Annotated in this window: 16 protein-coding genes; all 16 read right to left on the minus strand. The window is 60.6% G+C overall.

All coding sequences use genetic code 11. The annotated features are described in order from the left end of the window. Positions 1 to 32: 32 nt before the first annotated feature. The 16 genes from BJP61_RS00730 to tssC all read right to left on the minus strand — a co-directional run bounded on the left by BJP61_RS00730 (position 33) and on the right by tssC (position 17,033). Positions 33 to 1,463, minus strand: coding sequence for a serine/threonine-protein kinase (locus BJP61_RS00730; RefSeq protein ID WP_171997607.1), 1,431 nt, complete (start codon positions 1,461 to 1,463; stop codon positions 33 to 35). A gap of 30 nt (positions 1,464 to 1,493) precedes the next feature. Further along, positions 1,494 to 4,109, minus strand: coding sequence for a type VI secretion system ATPase TssH (gene tssH / locus BJP61_RS00735; RefSeq protein WP_075192951.1), 2,616 nt, complete (start codon positions 4,107 to 4,109; stop codon positions 1,494 to 1,496). Between the two features lie 218 nt (positions 4,110 to 4,327). Next, positions 4,328 to 5,371, minus strand: a complete 1,044-nt coding sequence (gene tssG / locus BJP61_RS00740) for a type VI secretion system baseplate subunit TssG (protein WP_161579410.1) — start codon at positions 5,369 to 5,371, stop codon at positions 4,328 to 4,330. Beyond that, a complete protein-coding gene (gene tssF, locus BJP61_RS00745; RefSeq protein ID WP_038866231.1) occupies positions 5,368 to 7,239 on the minus strand; it encodes a type VI secretion system baseplate subunit TssF in 1,872 nt (623 codons plus the stop codon). The genes tssG and tssF overlap by 4 nt, the downstream gene beginning before the upstream one ends. 2 nt (positions 7,240 to 7,241) lie before the next feature. Next, entirely contained in the window at positions 7,242 to 7,811 is a 570-nt protein-coding gene (gene tssE / locus BJP61_RS00750; protein WP_038866233.1) for a type VI secretion system baseplate subunit TssE, read from the minus strand. Beyond that, a complete protein-coding gene (locus tag BJP61_RS00755) occupies positions 7,804 to 8,643 on the minus strand; it encodes a type VI secretion system accessory protein TagJ (RefSeq protein WP_171997609.1) in 840 nt (279 codons plus the stop codon). The genes tssE and BJP61_RS00755 overlap by 8 nt, the downstream gene beginning before the upstream one ends. A gap of 25 nt (positions 8,644 to 8,668) precedes the next feature. Continuing rightward, a complete protein-coding gene (locus tag BJP61_RS00760; protein ID WP_038866237.1) occupies positions 8,669 to 9,664 on the minus strand; it encodes a hypothetical protein in 996 nt (331 codons plus the stop codon). 18 nt (positions 9,665 to 9,682) lie between these two features. Continuing rightward, positions 9,683 to 10,477, minus strand: a complete 795-nt coding sequence (locus BJP61_RS00765) for a protein phosphatase 2C domain-containing protein (protein WP_038866240.1) — start codon at positions 10,475 to 10,477, stop codon at positions 9,683 to 9,685. Beyond that, positions 10,474 to 12,408 (minus strand): type VI secretion system-associated FHA domain protein TagH, encoded by a 1,935-nt coding sequence (tagH, locus tag BJP61_RS00770; RefSeq protein WP_161579412.1) that lies wholly within the window; start codon positions 12,406 to 12,408, stop codon positions 10,474 to 10,476. The genes BJP61_RS00765 and tagH overlap by 4 nt, the downstream gene beginning before the upstream one ends. 227 nt (positions 12,409 to 12,635) lie before the next feature. Further along, positions 12,636 to 13,028, minus strand: coding sequence for a T6SS amidase immunity protein Tai4 family protein (locus BJP61_RS00775; RefSeq protein WP_171997611.1), 393 nt, complete (start codon positions 13,026 to 13,028; stop codon positions 12,636 to 12,638). Between the two features lie 25 nt (positions 13,029 to 13,053). Beyond that, positions 13,054 to 13,419, minus strand: coding sequence for a T6SS amidase immunity protein Tai4 family protein (locus BJP61_RS00780; RefSeq protein WP_171997613.1), 366 nt, complete (start codon positions 13,417 to 13,419; stop codon positions 13,054 to 13,056). A 49-nt stretch (positions 13,420 to 13,468) separates the two neighbouring features. Next, the gene (locus BJP61_RS00785; RefSeq protein WP_007713486.1) at positions 13,469 to 13,951 is read right to left on the minus strand and encodes a type VI secretion system tube protein Hcp; all 483 of its coding nucleotides are present in this window, start codon (positions 13,949 to 13,951) and stop codon (positions 13,469 to 13,471) included. 205 nt (positions 13,952 to 14,156) lie between these two features. Further along, positions 14,157 to 14,555 carry a Rap1a/Tai family immunity protein gene (locus BJP61_RS00790; RefSeq protein ID WP_171997615.1) on the minus strand — a complete coding sequence of 133 codons (399 nt, stop codon included), beginning with the start codon at positions 14,553 to 14,555 and terminating at the stop codon, positions 14,157 to 14,159. 50 nt (positions 14,556 to 14,605) lie between these two features. Further along, positions 14,606 to 15,040, minus strand: coding sequence for a T6SS amidase immunity protein Tai4 family protein (locus BJP61_RS00795; protein WP_171997617.1), 435 nt, complete (start codon positions 15,038 to 15,040; stop codon positions 14,606 to 14,608). A gap of 6 nt (positions 15,041 to 15,046) precedes the next feature. Continuing rightward, positions 15,047 to 15,466 (minus strand): Rap1a/Tai family immunity protein, encoded by a 420-nt coding sequence (locus tag BJP61_RS00800; RefSeq protein WP_161579451.1) that lies wholly within the window; start codon positions 15,464 to 15,466, stop codon positions 15,047 to 15,049. 67 nt (positions 15,467 to 15,533) lie between these two features. Beyond that, positions 15,534 to 17,033: a type VI secretion system contractile sheath large subunit gene (tssC, locus tag BJP61_RS00805; RefSeq protein WP_038866262.1), complete on the minus strand. Its 1,500-nt coding sequence runs from the start codon at positions 17,031 to 17,033 to the stop codon at positions 15,534 to 15,536.

Raw genomic sequence — 17,033 nt, forward strand, 5'->3', positions numbered from 1 at the left:
AAACCCGCAGCCCTGAACGCCTCCCGGCATCCTTATGGGTTTACAAGCCAGGTGCCTGGACGGGAAACATTGATAGTCTGGCTGCGCGCCTGCCCGTGCCCTTTAATAACCAGCTGATACTCGCCGGTCGGCAGTTGCAGCGAGGCGAAGCCGTTCTCGGCAGGCGTTACGGTCTGCGTTTTGCCGTTAAGCGAGAGCTGTTCGCCGTCGCTCATGCGCACGTAGATTTGCGCCACCAGCGCGCCCTGCACCGGCGCGTTCTGCGCGGGCGTGGCCTCCTGCGTGGTGGTCGCAGGCGCGGTGGTAGTGTTTTGCACCGGCGGCGAAACCGGCTCCTGCTCGCGCGGCGCGCTGTCGTTGCTGGCCGTTTCCGGGGCCGGGTTATCCGCGCCGCCGCTGAACAGCAATCCGCCCGCAATCAGGCCCACCAGCACGCCTGCGGCAATCAGCCCCGGCACTTTGTAGCGGCGCCAGCCGGTTTCGGCGGCAGGCGTTGTCTCTTCTTCTTCCACCGGCACCAGCATCGTGCCCGGCTTTTTGACGCTCATTACGTCGTCCAGCCCGGCCACCGGCATTTCAATCAGCGCGGCGAATTCATCAATCGACTGCGGGCGGTCTTCCATTTTCAGCGACAGCGCGCGGTCAATGGCCTGCAACAGCGGCAGCGAGTAGCCTTCCGGGCGCAGTTCGGCAAGCGGACGGTAGCTGTCGGCGATGCTGCGCACCACGCTCACCGGCGGCGGCGAGCCCATGATCAGCGTATGCAGCACCGCGCCGAGCGCGTAGATATCGGTCCACGGGCCCTGCTCGCTTTCGTTGTCGTCGGTGTACTGCTCAATCGGCGCGAAGCCCGGGCGCAGCATGGTTTCGGTCTCGTCGGAGATATTACCGATACTGCGGCGCGCGGAGCCGAAATCGAGCAGCACTGGCAGACCGTTATCCTGGATCTGGATGTTATCCAGCGAGATATCGCGGTGCAGGTAGCCTTCGGCATGAATCGTTTTGATGGCCCCGAACAGCATCGGCAGTGTGCGGCGGATCCACGCCTCGTTGATCATTTCCGGATGCTGTTTGCTCAGGCGCGAGAGCGTCGTGCCGCTGTAGAACACGGTGCCCATGTAGGCGGTGTCGTTTTGCACCCAGAAGCGCAGCACGTGCAGCAGGTTCGGGTGGTTGAAGCGCGCCAGCAGGCGCGCCTCCTGGATAAAGCTGTTCAGGCCTGCGGTAAACGCCTTACTGAAGCGGTCGCTGCGCAACACCAGACGCATGTCGTCATTACGCACCGCCAGCGACGACGGCATAAACTCTTTAATCGCAATGGTACGCTCAAGCTGATGGTCCCAGGCGCGATAGACAATGCCGAAACCGCCACCACCAATCACTTCCTTAATTTCAAACTCATTGAAACGGTAACCAATCGGCAGGGCGTTGGGTACAGTCCGGTTGTTTTCGTAATCCGTCATGTTTGGAAAACTCTCTGCTTGATGATGGCGTTACGCCGCAAACTGACACTGAAACTCACCCTGCTCGAAGGTGACGCGCAGACGGCGGTATTTCTCGTCTTGCGCGCTGGCGGTGAGCAATATCTGGCTCATCTGCGGCAGCAGGGTGTTGGTAAGAATCGCATCGACCATACGGCCGCCGGACTCCACCTCGGTGCAACGCGCCACAATCTGGGTAATCACGCTGTCGTCGAATTCGGAAATAATACCGTGATTTTCCGAAAGACGACGCTGGATCCGCTTAAGCTGCAATTTCACAATCTCGGCCAGCATCGCGTCGCTTAACGGATAATACGGCACAACCAGCAATCGGCCCAGCAGTGCGGGCGGAAAAACCTGCAAAAGCGGCTGGCGCAGCGCGCCGCTCAGCGCATCCGGCTCCGGCATCAGCTCCGGGTCGGCGCACATGGCGCTGATAAGGTCAGTGCCAACGTTCGAAGTCAGGATAATAATCGTATTACGGAAGTCGATATGGCGGCCTTCGCCATCCTCCATCCAGCCTTTATCGAACACCTGGAAGAAAATCTCATGCACGTCCGGGTGCGCTTTTTCGATTTCATCCAGCAGCACCACGCTGTAAGGACGACGACGCACCGCTTCAGTCAGCACGCCGCCTTCGCCGTACCCCACATAACCCGGAGGCGCGCCTTTGAGCGTCGAGACGGTGTGCGCTTCCTGGAACTCGCTCATGTTGATGGTAATGACGTTCTGCTCGCCGCCGTACAGCGACTCAGCCAGCGCCAGCGCGGTTTCGGTTTTACCGACGCCGGAAGGCCCGCAGAGCATAAAGACGCCCACCGGTTTGTTCGGATCATCCAGACGCGCGCGGGAGGTGCGCACGCGTTTGGCGATAAGCTCCAGCCCGTGACGCTGGCCGATAACGCGCTGGTTCAGCGTGTCGGCGAGGTTCAGCACCGCGTCGATTTCGTTTTTCACCATGCGGCCCAGCGGGATGCCGGTCCAGTCGGAAACCACCGCCGCCACCACGTTAGCGTCCACGGCGGCGAACAGCAGCGGCGCGTCGCCCTGGACGGCGGCGAGCGCGTTCTGGCGCTCCGCCAGCGTCTCGCGCAGCGCAGGCTGGGCTTCTTCATCGGCCATATGCAGCTCGGCGCGCAGGGCGATGATGGCATCCACCAGCGCGCGCTCCTCTTCCCAGCGGGCGGTCAGGGCGTCGCGTTCGGCTTCCAGCGCCTCACGCTCGGCCTTCAGACGCGCCACGCGATCGTTGTCGCCCACGGCGACGCGGGCTTCACGCTCGGCGATTTCCGCTTCGACATCCAGCGCCGCGATACGGTGCAGGCAATCTTCTAACTGCGGCGGCGGCGCGCTCTGGCTGACGGCGACGCGGGCGCAGGCGGTATCCAGCAGCGCGACGGCTTTATCCGGCAGCTGACGCGCGGGGATGTAACGGTGAGACAGTTTCACCGCTGCGCTGACCGCTTCATCGAGCAGCAGCACGCGGTGATGTTTTTCGAGCGGCGACACGGTGCTGCGCAGCATCAGCACGGCTTTTTCTTCGTCCGGCTCGTGCACCTGCACGGTCTGGAAGCGGCGGGTCAGCGCCGGGTCTTTCTCAATGTATTTTTTATATTCCGCCCAGGTGGTCGCGCCGATAGTGCGCAACTGGCCGCGCGCCAGTGCCGGTTTCAGCAGGTTGGCGGCGTCGCCGGTGCCCTGCTGGCCGCCAGCGCCAATCAGCGTGTGGATTTCATCAATAAACAGCACAATCGGCGTGGCGCTGGACTGCACTTCGTTAATCAGACCCTGCAGGCGCGCTTCGAACTCGCCCTTCATGCCCGCGCCCGCCTGCAACATGCCGATATCCAGCAGCCACAGCTGAACGTTTTGCAGCGGCTCCGGCACGTCGCCTGCGGCGATGCGCAGCGCGAGGCCCTCCACGACCGCGGTTTTACCCACGCCCGCCTCGCCGGTCAGCAGCGGGTTGTTCTGACGACGACGCATCAGAATATCCACCATCTGGCGGATCTCTTCATCGCGCCCGACGACCGGGTCGATTTTGCCTTCGCGGGCGCGCGCAGTGAGATCCTGGCCGTACTGCGCCAGCGTTCCCTGTTGCACCGGGGCGTTACCGGCCGCGTCCGGCGCGGCGGCGACCGCCTGCTGGGCCTCTTTGCTGCCTGCGAAAATGGCGTCGAACTGCTCCACCAGCAGATCGGCGCTGATGCGGTTGAACTGACTGGAGATGCCTTTCAGCACATTGGCCAGGTTGAAGGTTTTCAGAATGCCGATCAGCAGATGCCCGCCGCGAATACGCGTCACGCCGAATTTCAGCGAGCCGTACACCCACGCGCGCTCAACCGCGCTGTCGATATGCTCCGAGAGATCGGAAACGGAACTCGCGCCGCGCGGCAGGCGATCCAGCGCCGCCACGATATCCCGGCTCAGCGCCTCTTCATCCAGTGAAAAATGGCGGATCAGATGTTGTAAGTCGCCGTCCTGCTGCTGCATCAGCTGATGCAGCCAGTGCGCCAGCTCCACATACGGGTTGCCGCGCAGCTTGCAGAAGGAGGTGGCGCTTTCCAGCGAGGTAAACAACAGCGTATCCAGTTTGCCGAACAGTACGGCACGGCTGATTTCTGACATGATCGGTTCCGTTTGAAGATGATGAAGTGTGTGTCAGATAACAATGCCCCTCCCCGGCCGTTTTCCTGTCAGGAAAAGGCAGATTCGGGGCAGGCATGAATTCTGGTGTCTGGCTTAATTTACGCCCGATATTTTTCAGAAAAACGCAGGCGGAGATGACGTTAAATGTTGTACTCCTCGCCCCGACGAGGACAGCGTAAAAACGGAGCGAAGCGTGATTACCTTTCCGCGCGAAAAACCAGATCGCCGCGCGGCTGTGGGTCAGGCTGCTTACCAAGCCAGGCGCTGTAGCCCAGGCGGCCGGTGCCGCCCGGCGTGACGCCTTTTACCGCGTCGGCGCGCAGGATAACGCGCACCTCCCACTCGTACTCAATGCCCATGTACTGACGCACCCAGTCGCGCAGCTCCTCAACCCACGGCTCGCCGGGCAGAAAACGCTGGTACGTCTCTTCATCCAGCGGGCCGAGTTCGATACGGAATTTATGCTGTACGTCGCGCACCGCCACGCCGAGAAACGCCGCCTCACCGAGCCGCGGCAGCCGGCGGCCCGCGCCGAGCCGCGCTTTCTCACGTTCGGTTAACGGCATCCACTGCGGGATGTTCTGTACGATGGTCACCGGTACGCGGAAGTAGTGGCGCAGGATTTTTTCGAGCCCTTCAGCGTCGCGCCCGTTGCGCGTCAGGTGGCCGACCAGCGAATAGCGCGCGTGATGGCTCAGGCTGCCCTTTTCCATCTGCCCCGGCTGGCCCATGCCGATAAGCGAGGCGAGATATTTTTCAATACGCGGCCCGTCGGGGCGGTCGAGCGACGCGGTCGGCTGGGCGTCGGCCCAGGCGCGGTAAAACAGCAGTGTCAGGCGGTGGTGGAACAGGTCCGCAAACGCGCTCATGCTGTCATCCTGATGATGATACAGCCGCTCGCGCGCATATTCGGTGAGGTGCACCGGCAGCGGGCCATTCGGGCCAAACAGACCGAAACTTAAAATCGACACATCATACAGCGGCGTGTTTTCGCGCGGTTTGACTGTCGCAAGCGTCGAGGGCGCAAACGCCATCGACGGCTGCTGGCCGATACGCAGCGGCTCAAAGCGCGGCAGCGGCGCGCGGCCTAAACGGTAACGCTCGCCGCCCTGCGCGTCGAGACGGCGCAGCATCTGAAACAGATCGTAGCGCCAGGGCGCCGCCATCATCTGTTGCCAGTACCCTTCCGGCAGACGGGACACGCGCTTTACCGGCGCGTTCTGTGGCAGCGTTTCGCTCATAACAGCGCCCTTTTACCCATTCGCGGCCCCCAGTAGCCGACATCGCCGCGCTGCTGACTCTTGAGGGTAAATTCGGTGAAGCTGTTCATGGAAACCAGCCGCGCGAAGACGCGCTCCAGCACGCTGCCAAGCAGCCACGGGCTGGAGCCGGAAAACGCCTGTTCGTCGACGGTCATCGTAATGCCGACGCCGCGCGCAAAGACAATCGGGCCTGGCTCCGGTACGCGGCGATGCACCGGCTCCAGCACGCAGTGCCGAATGCCGTCTATCTGGCGCGCCACCGGCGCCTCCGCGAGACGCGCGTACAGTCCGAGCAGCTGACGCAGCGCGGCGGCGCCCTCGCCGTCTTCGGCGTCCATCAGGCTTAAATAGTTCATTTGCAGCTGGCTGATAAGCCGCCAGGTGCTGAAGCCCTCCGCCAGCGCCGGGCGCGGCGGCGTCGGCCCTTTGCGCATGGTAAGCGCGCGCACCGGCATGGAATCCGGCAGCACAAACTGTCCCATATCCTGCGCCAGCATCAGCGGCAGGTCGCGGCTGGTGCACATCACTTCGGCAGTGATGTAGCGCAGCTCGTCGCGCCACGGCGCGTGGCTTGCGTCCACCAGCGAGACGAACGCCTCGGAGCCGATATAGCCGGTACGCGTGCCGTAGCGCAGCGCGTGTTCCGACAGCGCGCGCTGTTCGCGGCGCAGCGAGAAATAGGCCCCGTAGTTGCCGCCGTCGCGGCTCCAGGTGCTCCAGAACGGGCGAAACACCTGATCGTCGCGCTGGCCGTCTTCGCTGGCGTAAATTTTGCTGACCGAGAAAATCTCGTAATCAAGCGGGCGGATGTTGTCCACCACCAGGTGATACTCGCTTAAGCCTTCGGTGAGCTTCTGGCGCTCGGCGATTTTCGGGAACAGGTTGATAACTGGCGTGCAGTGCATCGCCAGGTGGCTTTTATCCACCACCCGCTCCAGCGGCGTGTCGGTTTTATCCAGCAGAATAATGATATCGAACGCATTCGACTGGCCGCTCTGGGCCAGCAGTTTTGTCAGGCCGCTCAGGCTTAAGAACTGAAAGCGCGCCGGGAAGGCGAAGTATTCCTGCAACAGGCGATAGCCGTCGAAATTGCGCAGATCGTCCGGCAGTAGCGCCTGGTCGGCGTCAAAGCCTTCCTGACGCAGCGCGTCGTCGCCAAGCACCACGCGCGCCGGTTTCGGGCCGACGGTCTGGCAGAAGATGCCGACGCGGTGCTCCATCAAAAGCTCCAGCAGTTGCAGCGCCTGAAGATCCGGCCCGCTCAGGAAGAAATCGAGACGGTCGAAATCGAGATGATTGAGCATCACCGGGCCGTCGCAGGCGATGCGCACGCGCAGGGCGCTGACCGCGCCGCGCTGGCTTAAACCGAGCTGGCTTAGCGGCGCGTCCGCCGGCACGCCGCCAAGCTCTACCTGGCTTATGTGCAGCGGCAGCAGGCGGACGTCATGCGCGGTGGCATAGCTACAGGTGACGCCGTTCTTTTTCAGCAGCTGACTGTCCATCATGGTGCCGCGCGGCACCACGAATCCGTTGCTCAAATCCCCTTTGGCGCTGTCCGGATGCAGTTCGGCGATGGCCATCGACGGCGTCGGCGCCAGGTAGTTCGGCGCGAGCATCTCCAGCAGACGCTGGGAGAAACGCGGAAATTCGGCGTCCATTTTGAGCTGTACGCGGGAGGTGAGAAAGGCGAAGCCTTCCATCAGGCGCTCGACGTACGGGTCCGCGACTTCTATCCCGCGCATACCGAGCCTGCCCGCCACTTTCGGGTAGCGTTCGGCGAACTCCGCGCCCATTTCGCGCAGATACGCCAGCTCTCGGTTGTAGTATTCGAGCAGTTTACTGTCCATGTTTACCCCGCGTCTTTCAGCTCAAAATGGCCGTTTTCCAGATCCACATCGGTGCGGAACAGAAACTCCAGCGGCCAGGGCACGCACCACAGGCGGCCTTTGATCTCAATCGATAATACGTTGTGCAGGTCGAGCGATTTGGTATCGCAGACGCAGCGCACCTGTAAGCCCTGCGGCATGATGCGCGGCTCGAAGTTCAGAATCGCCTCGGTGAGCCGCTGCTGGATGTCGGGCCACTCGATCTCCGACATCCGCTGGCCCGCGAGCGGCGACACGCCGAAATTCCAGACCGAGCGGCGCACATGATCCACCCGGCTGAGATCCTGCTGCGCTTCGTTGTTGATGGTGTTAAACAGCCACTGCAAATCGCGCAGGACATGGCGACGCAGCGCGCTGTGGGAGACGAGATTGCTGTTCGCCGGCTCCTGGCGCTTGTCCGGCGCGTCGTCGGTCAGGCGATCAAGCAGCGACGGCTGCATTTTGTCGCGCGCGCTGACCGCCGAGGGGTTGCGGCGCGAGCGATAGCCGTGGCGCAGCAGATCGCCGCTGTCGTCCTGATACGGTTTATTCATGCGACGCGTCGTCCGGCAGCCCGAAAGCGAGCATATCCAGCGTCAGCAGCGCGAACTCCTGGTCGCCGCTCAGCCAGACTTTCTGACCCGCGCCGAGATAGTGAATGCCTTCGGCGTCCAGCGGCTGCCACTCGGTCGTGCGCGCCAGCAGGAAGCGATCTTCCGCGCCGGTTTCCAGCGGGTAGCGCGCCGGGATCTGACAGACCTGTTCGGTGCCATCCACCAGTTGCACCATCGCGTGACGCCACACCAGATCGGTGACGCTCGCCGGTGCCTGGAAACGAATGGAGGCGATGGCGCTGAACGGCACCCAGAAGTAGTTGCCGTTGACGATAAGCTCGCACACCGGCCCCAGACGGGCATCGCCGTCCATCAGCCAGTCGAAGCGCGTCGGTTCGCCCGGTTCGCCTGACTCGCCCGTCGCCATCGTCAGCTCGCCCGGATTGGCCTCGGCCTGCTCCAGCGCGTCGCTGCGTAGCGCGCTTACGCGCGCCGGGTCGGTTTCGGCCAGCGCCTGCAGCAGCAGATCCAGCCACGGCCACTGTTCGCCCGGCATACGCGGACGCGCGCGACCCGCCATCACTTCGGCGCGCTGCTGCTCGCCTGCGATAGCCTGTTGCAGCAGCGTCACGGTGGGCTGCGCCTGCGGGGCCAGCGCGGCCCAGCTTTTCAGCTGGGTCAGCGCGCGGGTCCAGTTGGCGTTCAGGCAGAGAAACTGCACAAACGCGGCGCGGCGATCGGCGTTGCCCGGCTGGGCTTTGATATCGCCCTCAAGACGGGTCAGCGCGTCGCTGACGCTCGCGCCGGCCAGTTGTTGATACAGCGTATTCATAACGGCTCCTGGCGTTTAACGGTAATTACAGCGCGCGATAAGCGCCCGCCGCAGGGTCGCGCAGCTGCGGATGCAGCGCTTCGATCAGCAGAATATTGAGCGTGGCGCCCGGTGCCAGATATGCGGACCAGACCTTGCGCACCTCATCCAGGCGCGCGCGCAGACGCGCGTCGTCGCTGGCCTGCTCGCGGGAGATTTCTACCGCGACGGTGCCCTGGGCCTGCCAGACGTTCTGCTCGCGGTTATACGGCAGGATCATCCAGCTCTGAGCGGAGCGGCCATCGCTGACCACCATGCGCTCGTTGTTAACGCTGGTGATAAGCAGACGATCGGCGTCAACGCTTGCGTTAATGCCAACAATCGGGAAGCCGTGCACGAAGGTGACCGCGACTTTTTTCTCGCCCGCGTCGCCCATCTGGGTGACTTCGCTGCGGCCATTCAGCCAGCCGCCTTTTTCGCAGATGCCGTCGTCTTTCGCTGGAATAAACAGGGCCTGCGCGTCAGCGCCGCCTTTCCAGAAGGTGCGCAGGTGGCAGCCGTCCTGAAGATTAAATTCCAGCCACGGAGTGCGGTCCGCGGGCGGAGAGAGATCTTCCGGACGGCCCTGCGGCAGCGTGTCAGGAACGGCTGGCGTGGCCGTGGCGGCCGTGGTTTGCTCCGGCGCGGCGGCGGGCGTCACAACCGGGTTCCAGTCACCGCTTTTGGTGGCGGTGCCGTTCGCCAGCGCTTTGCCCTGGGTGTCGTTCAGCTGCCAGCGCACGGTTTTCAGCTTGCCGCACTGGCTTTCCAGCAGCGAGCCGAGACGCGGCATAAAGTTATCCAGCACCTTCGGCGTTTTGTCGCCGCTGGTCACGATACGCAGCGGCAGTTCAGGGCCGCACCAGCTTTGCGGGGTGTTGTCTTTGATGTTGTCTACCCAGACATCCAGTTTCAGGGTATTTGACTGAACGATACGGTAATTATCTGCCCAGACGCTGGATGACGCCGCAAGCAGAGCCAGACCCGGAAGCCAAAGTTTCATAAAAGTCCTTGTTAGCCTTTAATCTCGAAGGGGGAAAAACTGCGCCGCGTCAGAGAGCGTATGCAGCAGCGTCGTTTCCTGGGGCGATCCTACCCAGACCGCAACGGCACTGTAATTATCCTGTTTATCATGCCCCTGCTCACCATTTTTCAACAGTATTTGATTCATCAAAGTGAGCCATTCATCTGGGGTATTCACCATATGAAGGGATTTTTTCATCTGCTCTTCGCTCACGCCGTGCCAGAAACCGTCAGTGCAGAGCAAAAACGCGTCGCCATCTTCAATCGGCACCACGTCGCTGTAGCTCGGCTCGCGGCCCTCATCGCCCATGCCGAGCGCGAAGTACAGTAGGTTGCTGTTCACGCCGTCGGTCTGATGACCGGCATCTTTCATCTGCTGCACCAGGCTGTGATCGGTGGTGACGTGGTAGAGCCAGCCGCGACGAAACAGATACAGGCGGCTGTCGCCCGCGTGCGCCCAGTAGGCCAGATGATAGTCGCGATCGATAAACAGGCTCACCAGCGTCGTGCCCATGCGGTGGTAATCCTGCACCGCCTTCTGTTCGGCGCGGATCGCCTTGTTCGCCTGATTCACATACTCGCGGATGTACTGGGCGTTGAGATGCTGCTCCCCGTCGAAACGCGAGAGAATGGCGTTGCGCGCAAGCGCCGCGGCGACGTCGCCACCCGGCAGGCCGGCGATCCCGTCGCACACCACGAAGCAGGCGGCGCGTTCGCCGACGGTCTCGCCCGTCTGATCCTGGTTGCTGGCGCGCTCGCCCTGTCTGGAGAGTGAGGCCGTGCTGATATTCATTCTTCTTCCGATCCGCTTTGTGAGTCTTTGTATTGATTCACTTCCATGTCATAAGCGTGCAGGAAGGCTTCGCCAAACAGCGTGTGGAAATCGTCTTCGATCTCGCCCGCGGTATCGCTGTAGTGGCGCACAAAGTAATCCCACAGCGCGGCTTTGCGGCTCGCCGGCAGCGCCAGGCGGGAGACCACGCCGTCGCGACGCGCCTCTTCCTCAAGCTGCTCCGGGTTAAAGGATTGCAGCATGGCGGCGATAATGGCGCGGATCCCGGCAATCATCCCGAGCTGGTGCGCCTGGAGATCAATCAGCGCGTCACGCACCGATTTTTTCGGCGGCATAAAGCCCGGCATACGGGTGCCGAACATCTGCATCAGCACGGTTTTCCCGGACGGCAGCAGCTTGAACGGGTTGTTGGCGTCATCCAGCACCATCGTCATGTCCGCTTTCACGCCGCGCTTGAGAATAGAGCGCGAGGAGAGCAGCGCTACGGTGCCCTGCGAGAACATACTGAGCATCTGGCCGAGCTGGCGCATATTGTCGCGGTCGAACTGCGGCGTCGGTTGCAGCTCGCCGAGGCCCATGCCTTCAAGCAGCGCTTCCAGCAGTTCGCCGTTCAGCACGTCGCCGTTGGAAGCCGTCGGCACGCCGCCCTGGCTGGTCGGCGACTGCACCGGGTCGATGCGCAGGCGGCCTTTCGGCGTCTGCGCGGTGCTGCGCGCCACGGCCTGCGGGGTCGGCAGGGTGATACCCGCGTAATCCTGCACTTCCGGCGGCTCCGGCTGCACTTCCACGCGCGTCACCGGCGGTTCTTCCGGCACTTCTTCCGGGAACAGCGGCGAACCGGCGAGCGAGGCCAGATCCAGATTATCGTCCGCCTTCGGCGCCAGCGGCGAGGTCATCTCCGGCTGCGGTTTTTCCGGTGGGGTGTGCGGTTTCGCAGGCTCCACGTCCGGTTTCGCGGCCTGTGGCGGCGGTGGCGTCAGCGGGGCCGCGCCTGCGGAGAGCTCATCCGGCGGCGTCAGCGGCACCGCGCCGCCCATCATCAGGCCGAGCGGATCGTCGCTACGGCTCTGGGCAGGCGTCGAGCCCACGCCGCCGAACAGCGCCAGCGGGTCAAGCTCTTCTTCGTTTTCTTTATGCGGCGCCAGCGGTTTCGCAGCCTGACGGTTGTCAGACGGCGGCACCAGCGTTGTCGGCGTTACGTCGTTGAAAATGCTGTCTTTATCGAACGGCGTGTCATCTTTGAACAGGCTGTCCGGGTTGACCCTTTCATTGCCAAAAAGCGGCTCGCTGCCGCCGCTGGTAAAGTGCGCCAGCGGATCTTCCGGGTTGCGGTCCGCCTCTTTCGGGGCGTTAAACGGGTTGAACGGCTGCGCTTCCGGCGCTTTCGGGCGCGCGCTCTGGCTCTGCCCCTGGCTGATGCTGTCGGAGATAGAGAACTCCTGCATCAGGCTGTCCCAGATTTCGGTCGGCACCGCGGTAGGTTCCTGTGCGGCCGCGTTTGACGACGGCTGCGGCTGCGCGGTTTGTGCTGGCTGAGGCGCCTGCGGTTGCACTTGCGGCTGCGGCGCGACGTTTGGTTTCGGCGCGGCCATCGCGATGACCGGCTGCGCGTTCAGCGCCAGATCGCTGACCTGTACGCGATATTCATCAATGCCCAGTACGTCGCCGTCCTGCAACTCAACCTGACGGCCACGCTCCAGCGGGATATCGTTCAGCACCACGCGGGTGACGTTGCCGCGGTTAGTGATGCGGCATTCACCGTCCGCAGAGATATGGACAATCGCCTGCAGGCGGGAAATCGTTCTCTCGTCGTCCGGCAGTACCAGATTGTTATCCGTACCACGGCCAATCGTGCCGCCCGGCGGGTAGAAGTCACAGCTGCTCTGAGGAGGCTGGTGGCCGGGCTTGTTGGTGATAATCGTGAATCGCATAGCGTATTCCTGCCTGGGGTTATTAGCGCTCAAACGTCGCGGGTCTTATCAGACGCCCGACGTTTGAGAGCTAAGGAACAGAGCCGCGTCTGCGCGCGGCCCGTGACTGCCTGTCGTTAAGCCTCGCGCCTCACAACCGGACGGGTTTATTCTATTGATAATATGTATATCAGCGCTATTAACATCATCGCTGCGCATAAACATAGTTGCTGTCGCCCGGCGGTGATTTAAAAATTTTCCACGCCTCGCGCGGTCTTTTGCCTGCTGAAACGCTTATACAACGCGTCAGTTTCCGGGCTTTGCGCAATCAACGCGCATTTCAGCACGCGGTAATCGTTTTTGGTGGTGCCGCCGAGGGGCGTTTTCAGCGCCTGCGCAATAACGGAATCCGCCTGGTTAAACGCCGCAATCGGTAAATCGCTTGCCTCCAGCCACGCGGCGGCGCTGGCGTTAGCGTCCGCTTTCAGCGCGGCGCTGTCAGCGATAGCGCCGATACAGCGGCTGTGCACCCACTGGGTAAAAATCTGTGGCTGAGTAAAATCGCTGATGGACGGCTGCGCCAGCGCGGCGTGGCAAGAAAACGCGAAAACCGCTAACGCCGCGCTGTATCTTTTTAACATAAGGAGCGTCCTTATCGCGGCCCGCTTAATGATCCGGCTGGCCTTTATAGCGGCGAATAAGCGCTGCCAGTTCGTCGCTATGTATGAAATCGATGCATTTCGCGAGCGTCATCGGCTCGCCTGACTGGCTGCCATATTTTCTCGCAAGGAAGGTTTTACCAAGCTCAATGACTGCCGTATGCGCTTCGAGAGAATATTCCCCAAATTCCAGATAACCTCTGGCAGCGGCCGACGCATCGTTTTTCACTTCTGTAGATTCATAACCCTGCGCAATGCAGGTGCTTAGCGCATAATTTTTCAAATATTCTTCCGGGCTGTACGCTGTGCGAGCAATGGCTTGCACAGAAAATAAGCCCACTGACACCATGACCCACTTAAATCTCGTCGCCATCCCTGCGCCCTTCAAAAAGGTAAAGTGAGCCCTTGCGGGCTCACTATGATTACGCTTCTTTGTTTTCTTTGATGTTCCAGCCAGCGCTGGTTTCTGCGCCTTTACCACCAGAAGACGTCTGCTCCCAGTACTGCTGTTTCACTTTAGCCGCCTGGAATGCGTAGGTAACACCTACGGTGTCGCCGTTGTCTGCGCCGGTGTACTGTACGGACGTTACCAGCACGTCTTCCAGGGTGATGCGCGCGTATTCAACCTGCTGGCCGCCAGCTTTGCAGACAGACAGCTCAACTTTGGTCAGGTGCTTACCGCTGGAGCAGTGCTTCAGGATAGCGGTGGTGGATTTGTCGATCAGCGCGTTAACATGCAGATCGTTGAAATTCACTTTACCGGCACCGCCGCCGCCGCCCACGCTCATGTTACCCGGCTGGGATGCGCCCCAGGAAAAAGAGGTGATGTCGGTCCAGCCGGTGTGGTTGGAATCTTTAGATTCGCCGGTTACACCGTCTACTTTCAGGAACATATCAATAGCCATAATATCTACTCTTCGTTAATGACGATTATTGCTTTCGAAAAAGCGCTTAATATGGCAAACAGGAAAGCATGGGGCTGAATAAAACCATCCATATTTTACCTCTGCCTCTCAGCCTGACGGCATGTTTATTCCGTCAGGCGATCTCAGCAGCCCGCCCAACGCGAGCCGCTAAAATAGGTGATTGATTACTGCGGGTATAACGGTCTTATTTGTCAGCGTTATTGTGACAAGGGAAATAGTGTTTAAGCGCTTCAAGCATCAGGACGCTGGCTTTCTCTTTAAGCCGTTCGGGCGGTAATGTTTTAAAGTAACCGTATGTCCATTCGCGAAGCGCGGAGGGCATCGTGGTTTTGCTTTTGCACCAGCCCATGCCTTCTGTCGCATCAAAAAGACCCAGCAAATAGATTTGCGCCTGTAGCGAGGCTTCTTTATCTGCTCTGTCATTCCAGGCCTTTAAAAGTTGCTCGCCTGTCACGTTGCCTCTGTCTGGATCGAAACGGTTTTTCTGGCTCTCGTCGGGGTCGATAACCCATATTCCTGCCAGCACCGGCGCACTCAGCATGACGGCACTCAGCGCGCATGCCAGAGCAAAAGAACGTTTCATGAATGTCCTTATTCGTTATTTCCTTAACGATCCGGGGCGGGTTAATCGCTCTACCAGGAGGGATTGTCTTGCATCCAGCTCTGGCTCGCATCACCAATAAGGACTTCCTTACTTAACTGTTCCAGCGCCGGGCTGTGATAGAGGCGTAAACAGTTAAGCGTCACGCCCTTAATAGAACGACCTGCTAATGCTTCCGGCGAAAAACCATTTCGCTGGTCGCGATATTTCAGGATGAGCGCATTGACCTTTTCATTCCCTGTGTCGATGTCTAAGGGGATCCATTGCATTAAGGCATAAGCGCTGAAGCCCGCATCGGTACTAAAAGCGCTGTCGTCAGTGGACACCTGTGCCAGACAGCGGGCCAGCACCATGTCTTTAAAAACCTGTTTATAAGGTAAAACTTTAAAAAACGCGGCTGACTCCTGAGCAGAATTCGCTAACGCGCTTGTGCAGATAAACAGCAACAGCGAAAAAGGGATTTTCATGAGCGTTTACTTACAGGCATGATTTTCTTTTAACGCCTCAACGATAAGCGTTTTGGCTTGCGCGTTTTTAAGCCGCTCAGGCGATGATGTAGCAAAATAGTCGTAGGCGATACTGCGCAACGTGCCCGGTTTCGACGGTCGTTCAGGACACCACAATATTCCTTCGGTTGCATCCATCACGCCCACGAAATACATATCGGCTTTGATACGCTCGCGCTCGTTCTGCCTGTTGCTCCATGCATTGAAAAAACGCGCGGCGGACAGATGGTTGTCGAAGGCATTTAGCAGCGCCGGGTCGCGCGTCAAAAACGTCGTGCCGTCTTCAGGCAAATCCTCTGCCCGGGGGTATTCATAAACCGTGGTTTGCGCGGCTGCCAGTGCCGACCACGCCAGCAAACCAACAGCCAGTACCCTAAGCATTTTCATCACGTCTCCCTGTGATTGCGAGGTCAGTGACAGGCCGCAAGGCGTACCCTTACGGCCTGAGCCAGACTTACGCGTCGTTGCTCTTCAGCGACGGCAGCTTGGAGACCAGACGCAGAGAAACGGTCAGGCCTTCCAGCTGGTAGTGCGGACGCAGGAAGAACTTGGCGGCGTAGTAGCCCGGGTTGTCCTCGATCTCCTGAACCTGCACCTCGGCTGCCGCCAGCGGCTTACGGGATTTGGTTTCCTGAGAGGAGTTCGCCGGGTCGCCGTCCACATAGTTCATCACCCAGTCGTTCAGCCAGCGTTCCATTTCGTCGCGCTCGCGGAAAGAACCGATCTTGTCGCGAACGATGCACTTGAGGTAGTGCGCGAAACGGCAGCAGGCGAACAGGTACGGCAGGCGGGCTGCCAGACGGGCGTTCGCGGTCGCGTCCGGATCGTGATATTCCGCCGGTTTTTGCAGCGACTGCGCACCGATAAAGGCGGCGAAGTCGGAGTTTTTGCGGTGGATCAGCGGCATAAAGCCGTTTTTCGCCAGCTCCGCTTCGCGACGGTCGCTGATGGCGATTTCGGTCGGGCACTTCATGTCCACGCCGCCGTCGTCGCTCGGGAAGGTGTGACACGGCAGGTTTTCTACCGCGCCGCCCGATTCCACGCCGCGAATGGAGGTGCACCAGCCGTACTCTTTAAAAGAACGGTTGATGTTGGCCGCCATCGCGTAGGCCGCGTTGGACCAGTTGTAGTTGGCGTGGTTGGCGCCATCGGTCTCTTCTTCAAAGTCGAAGCTGTCCACCGGGTTAGTGCGAATGCCGTACGGCAGACGCGACAGGAAACGCGGCATGACGAGACCCAGGTAGCGCGCATCTTCCGACTCGCGCAGGCTGCGCCAGGCGGCGTACTCGGTGTTCTGGAAGATTTTGGTCAGGTCGCGCGGGTTCGCCAGCTCCTGCCAGGATTCCATCTGCATCACGCTCGGCGCGGTGCCGGTGATGAACGGGCAGTGCGCCGCCGCGCCGATGCGCGCCATTTCGCTCAGCAGTTCAACATCCTGCGGGCTGTGGTCGAAGTAGTAGTCGCCCACCAGGCAACCAAACGGCTCGCCGCCGAACTGGCCATACTCTTCTTCGTAGATTTTTTTGAAGATAGGGCTCTGATCCCAGCCCACGCCCTTAAAGCGTTTCAGGGTGCGGCCCAGCTCCTGCTTGGAGATGCTCATAAAGCGGATTTTCAGCATCTCGTCGGTTTCAGTGTTGTTGACCAGATAGTTCAGGCCACGCCAGGCGCTTTCCAGCTTCTGGAATTCGTCGTGGTGAATAATCTGGTTAACCTGCTGAGACAGCTTCTCGTCGATACCGGCAATCAGGTTCTGAATGGTGCGGTAGGTGTCGTTCGAGAAGGTGACGGTGTTTTCCAGCGCCTGTTGCGCCAGGGTTTTCACCGCGTTTTCGACGGCCGAACGGGCCTGGTCGGTTTTCGGGCGGAACTCTTTGCTGAGCAGCGCGCTGAATTCGTCCTGGCTGAACGCCTGCTGCGATTGCAGCTCTTGCTGTTGAGAAGGATTGCTCAT

The sequence above is a fragment of the Cronobacter sp. JZ38 genome (genome assembly GCF_008932145.1).
Classification (GTDB): domain Bacteria; phylum Pseudomonadota; class Gammaproteobacteria; order Enterobacterales; family Enterobacteriaceae; genus Cronobacter; species Cronobacter muytjensii.

Bases quoted from the DNA above. Each gene is read 5' to 3' on its own strand.
- BJP61_RS00795 (WP_171997617.1), bottom strand. From the start codon at position 15,040: ATGAAAATCCCTTTTTCGCTGTTGCTGTTTATCTGCACAAGCGCGTTA.
- BJP61_RS00730 (WP_171997607.1), bottom strand. From the start codon at position 1,463: ATGACGGATTACGAAAACAACCGGACTGTACCCAACGCCCTGCCGATT.
- tssC (WP_038866262.1), bottom strand. From the start codon at position 17,033: ATGAGCAATCCTTCTCAACAGCAAGAGCTGCAATCGCAGCAGGCGTTC.
- BJP61_RS00790 (WP_171997615.1), bottom strand. From the start codon at position 14,555: ATGAAACGTTCTTTTGCTCTGGCATGCGCGCTGAGTGCCGTCATGCTG.
- BJP61_RS00785 (WP_007713486.1), bottom strand. From the start codon at position 13,951: ATGGCTATTGATATGTTCCTGAAAGTAGACGGTGTAACCGGCGAATCT.
- tssG (WP_161579410.1), bottom strand. From the start codon at position 5,371: ATGAGCGAAACGCTGCCACAGAACGCGCCGGTAAAGCGCGTGTCCCGT.
- BJP61_RS00780 (WP_171997613.1), bottom strand. From the start codon at position 13,419: ATGGCGACGAGATTTAAGTGGGTCATGGTGTCAGTGGGCTTATTTTCT.
- BJP61_RS00755 (WP_171997609.1), bottom strand. From the start codon at position 8,643: ATGAATACGCTGTATCAACAACTGGCCGGCGCGAGCGTCAGCGACGCG.
- BJP61_RS00765 (WP_038866240.1), bottom strand. From the start codon at position 10,477: ATGAATATCAGCACGGCCTCACTCTCCAGACAGGGCGAGCGCGCCAGC.
- BJP61_RS00775 (WP_171997611.1), bottom strand. From the start codon at position 13,028: ATGTTAAAAAGATACAGCGCGGCGTTAGCGGTTTTCGCGTTTTCTTGC.
- tssF (WP_038866231.1), bottom strand. From the start codon at position 7,239: ATGGACAGTAAACTGCTCGAATACTACAACCGAGAGCTGGCGTATCTG.
- tagH (WP_161579412.1), bottom strand. From the start codon at position 12,408: ATGCGATTCACGATTATCACCAACAAGCCCGGCCACCAGCCTCCTCAG.
- tssH (WP_075192951.1), bottom strand. From the start codon at position 4,109: ATGTCAGAAATCAGCCGTGCCGTACTGTTCGGCAAACTGGATACGCTG.
- tssE (WP_038866233.1), bottom strand. From the start codon at position 7,811: ATGAATAAACCGTATCAGGACGACAGCGGCGATCTGCTGCGCCACGGC.
- BJP61_RS00800 (WP_161579451.1), bottom strand. From the start codon at position 15,466: ATGAAAATGCTTAGGGTACTGGCTGTTGGTTTGCTGGCGTGGTCGGCA.
- BJP61_RS00760 (WP_038866237.1), bottom strand. From the start codon at position 9,664: ATGAAACTTTGGCTTCCGGGTCTGGCTCTGCTTGCGGCGTCATCCAGC.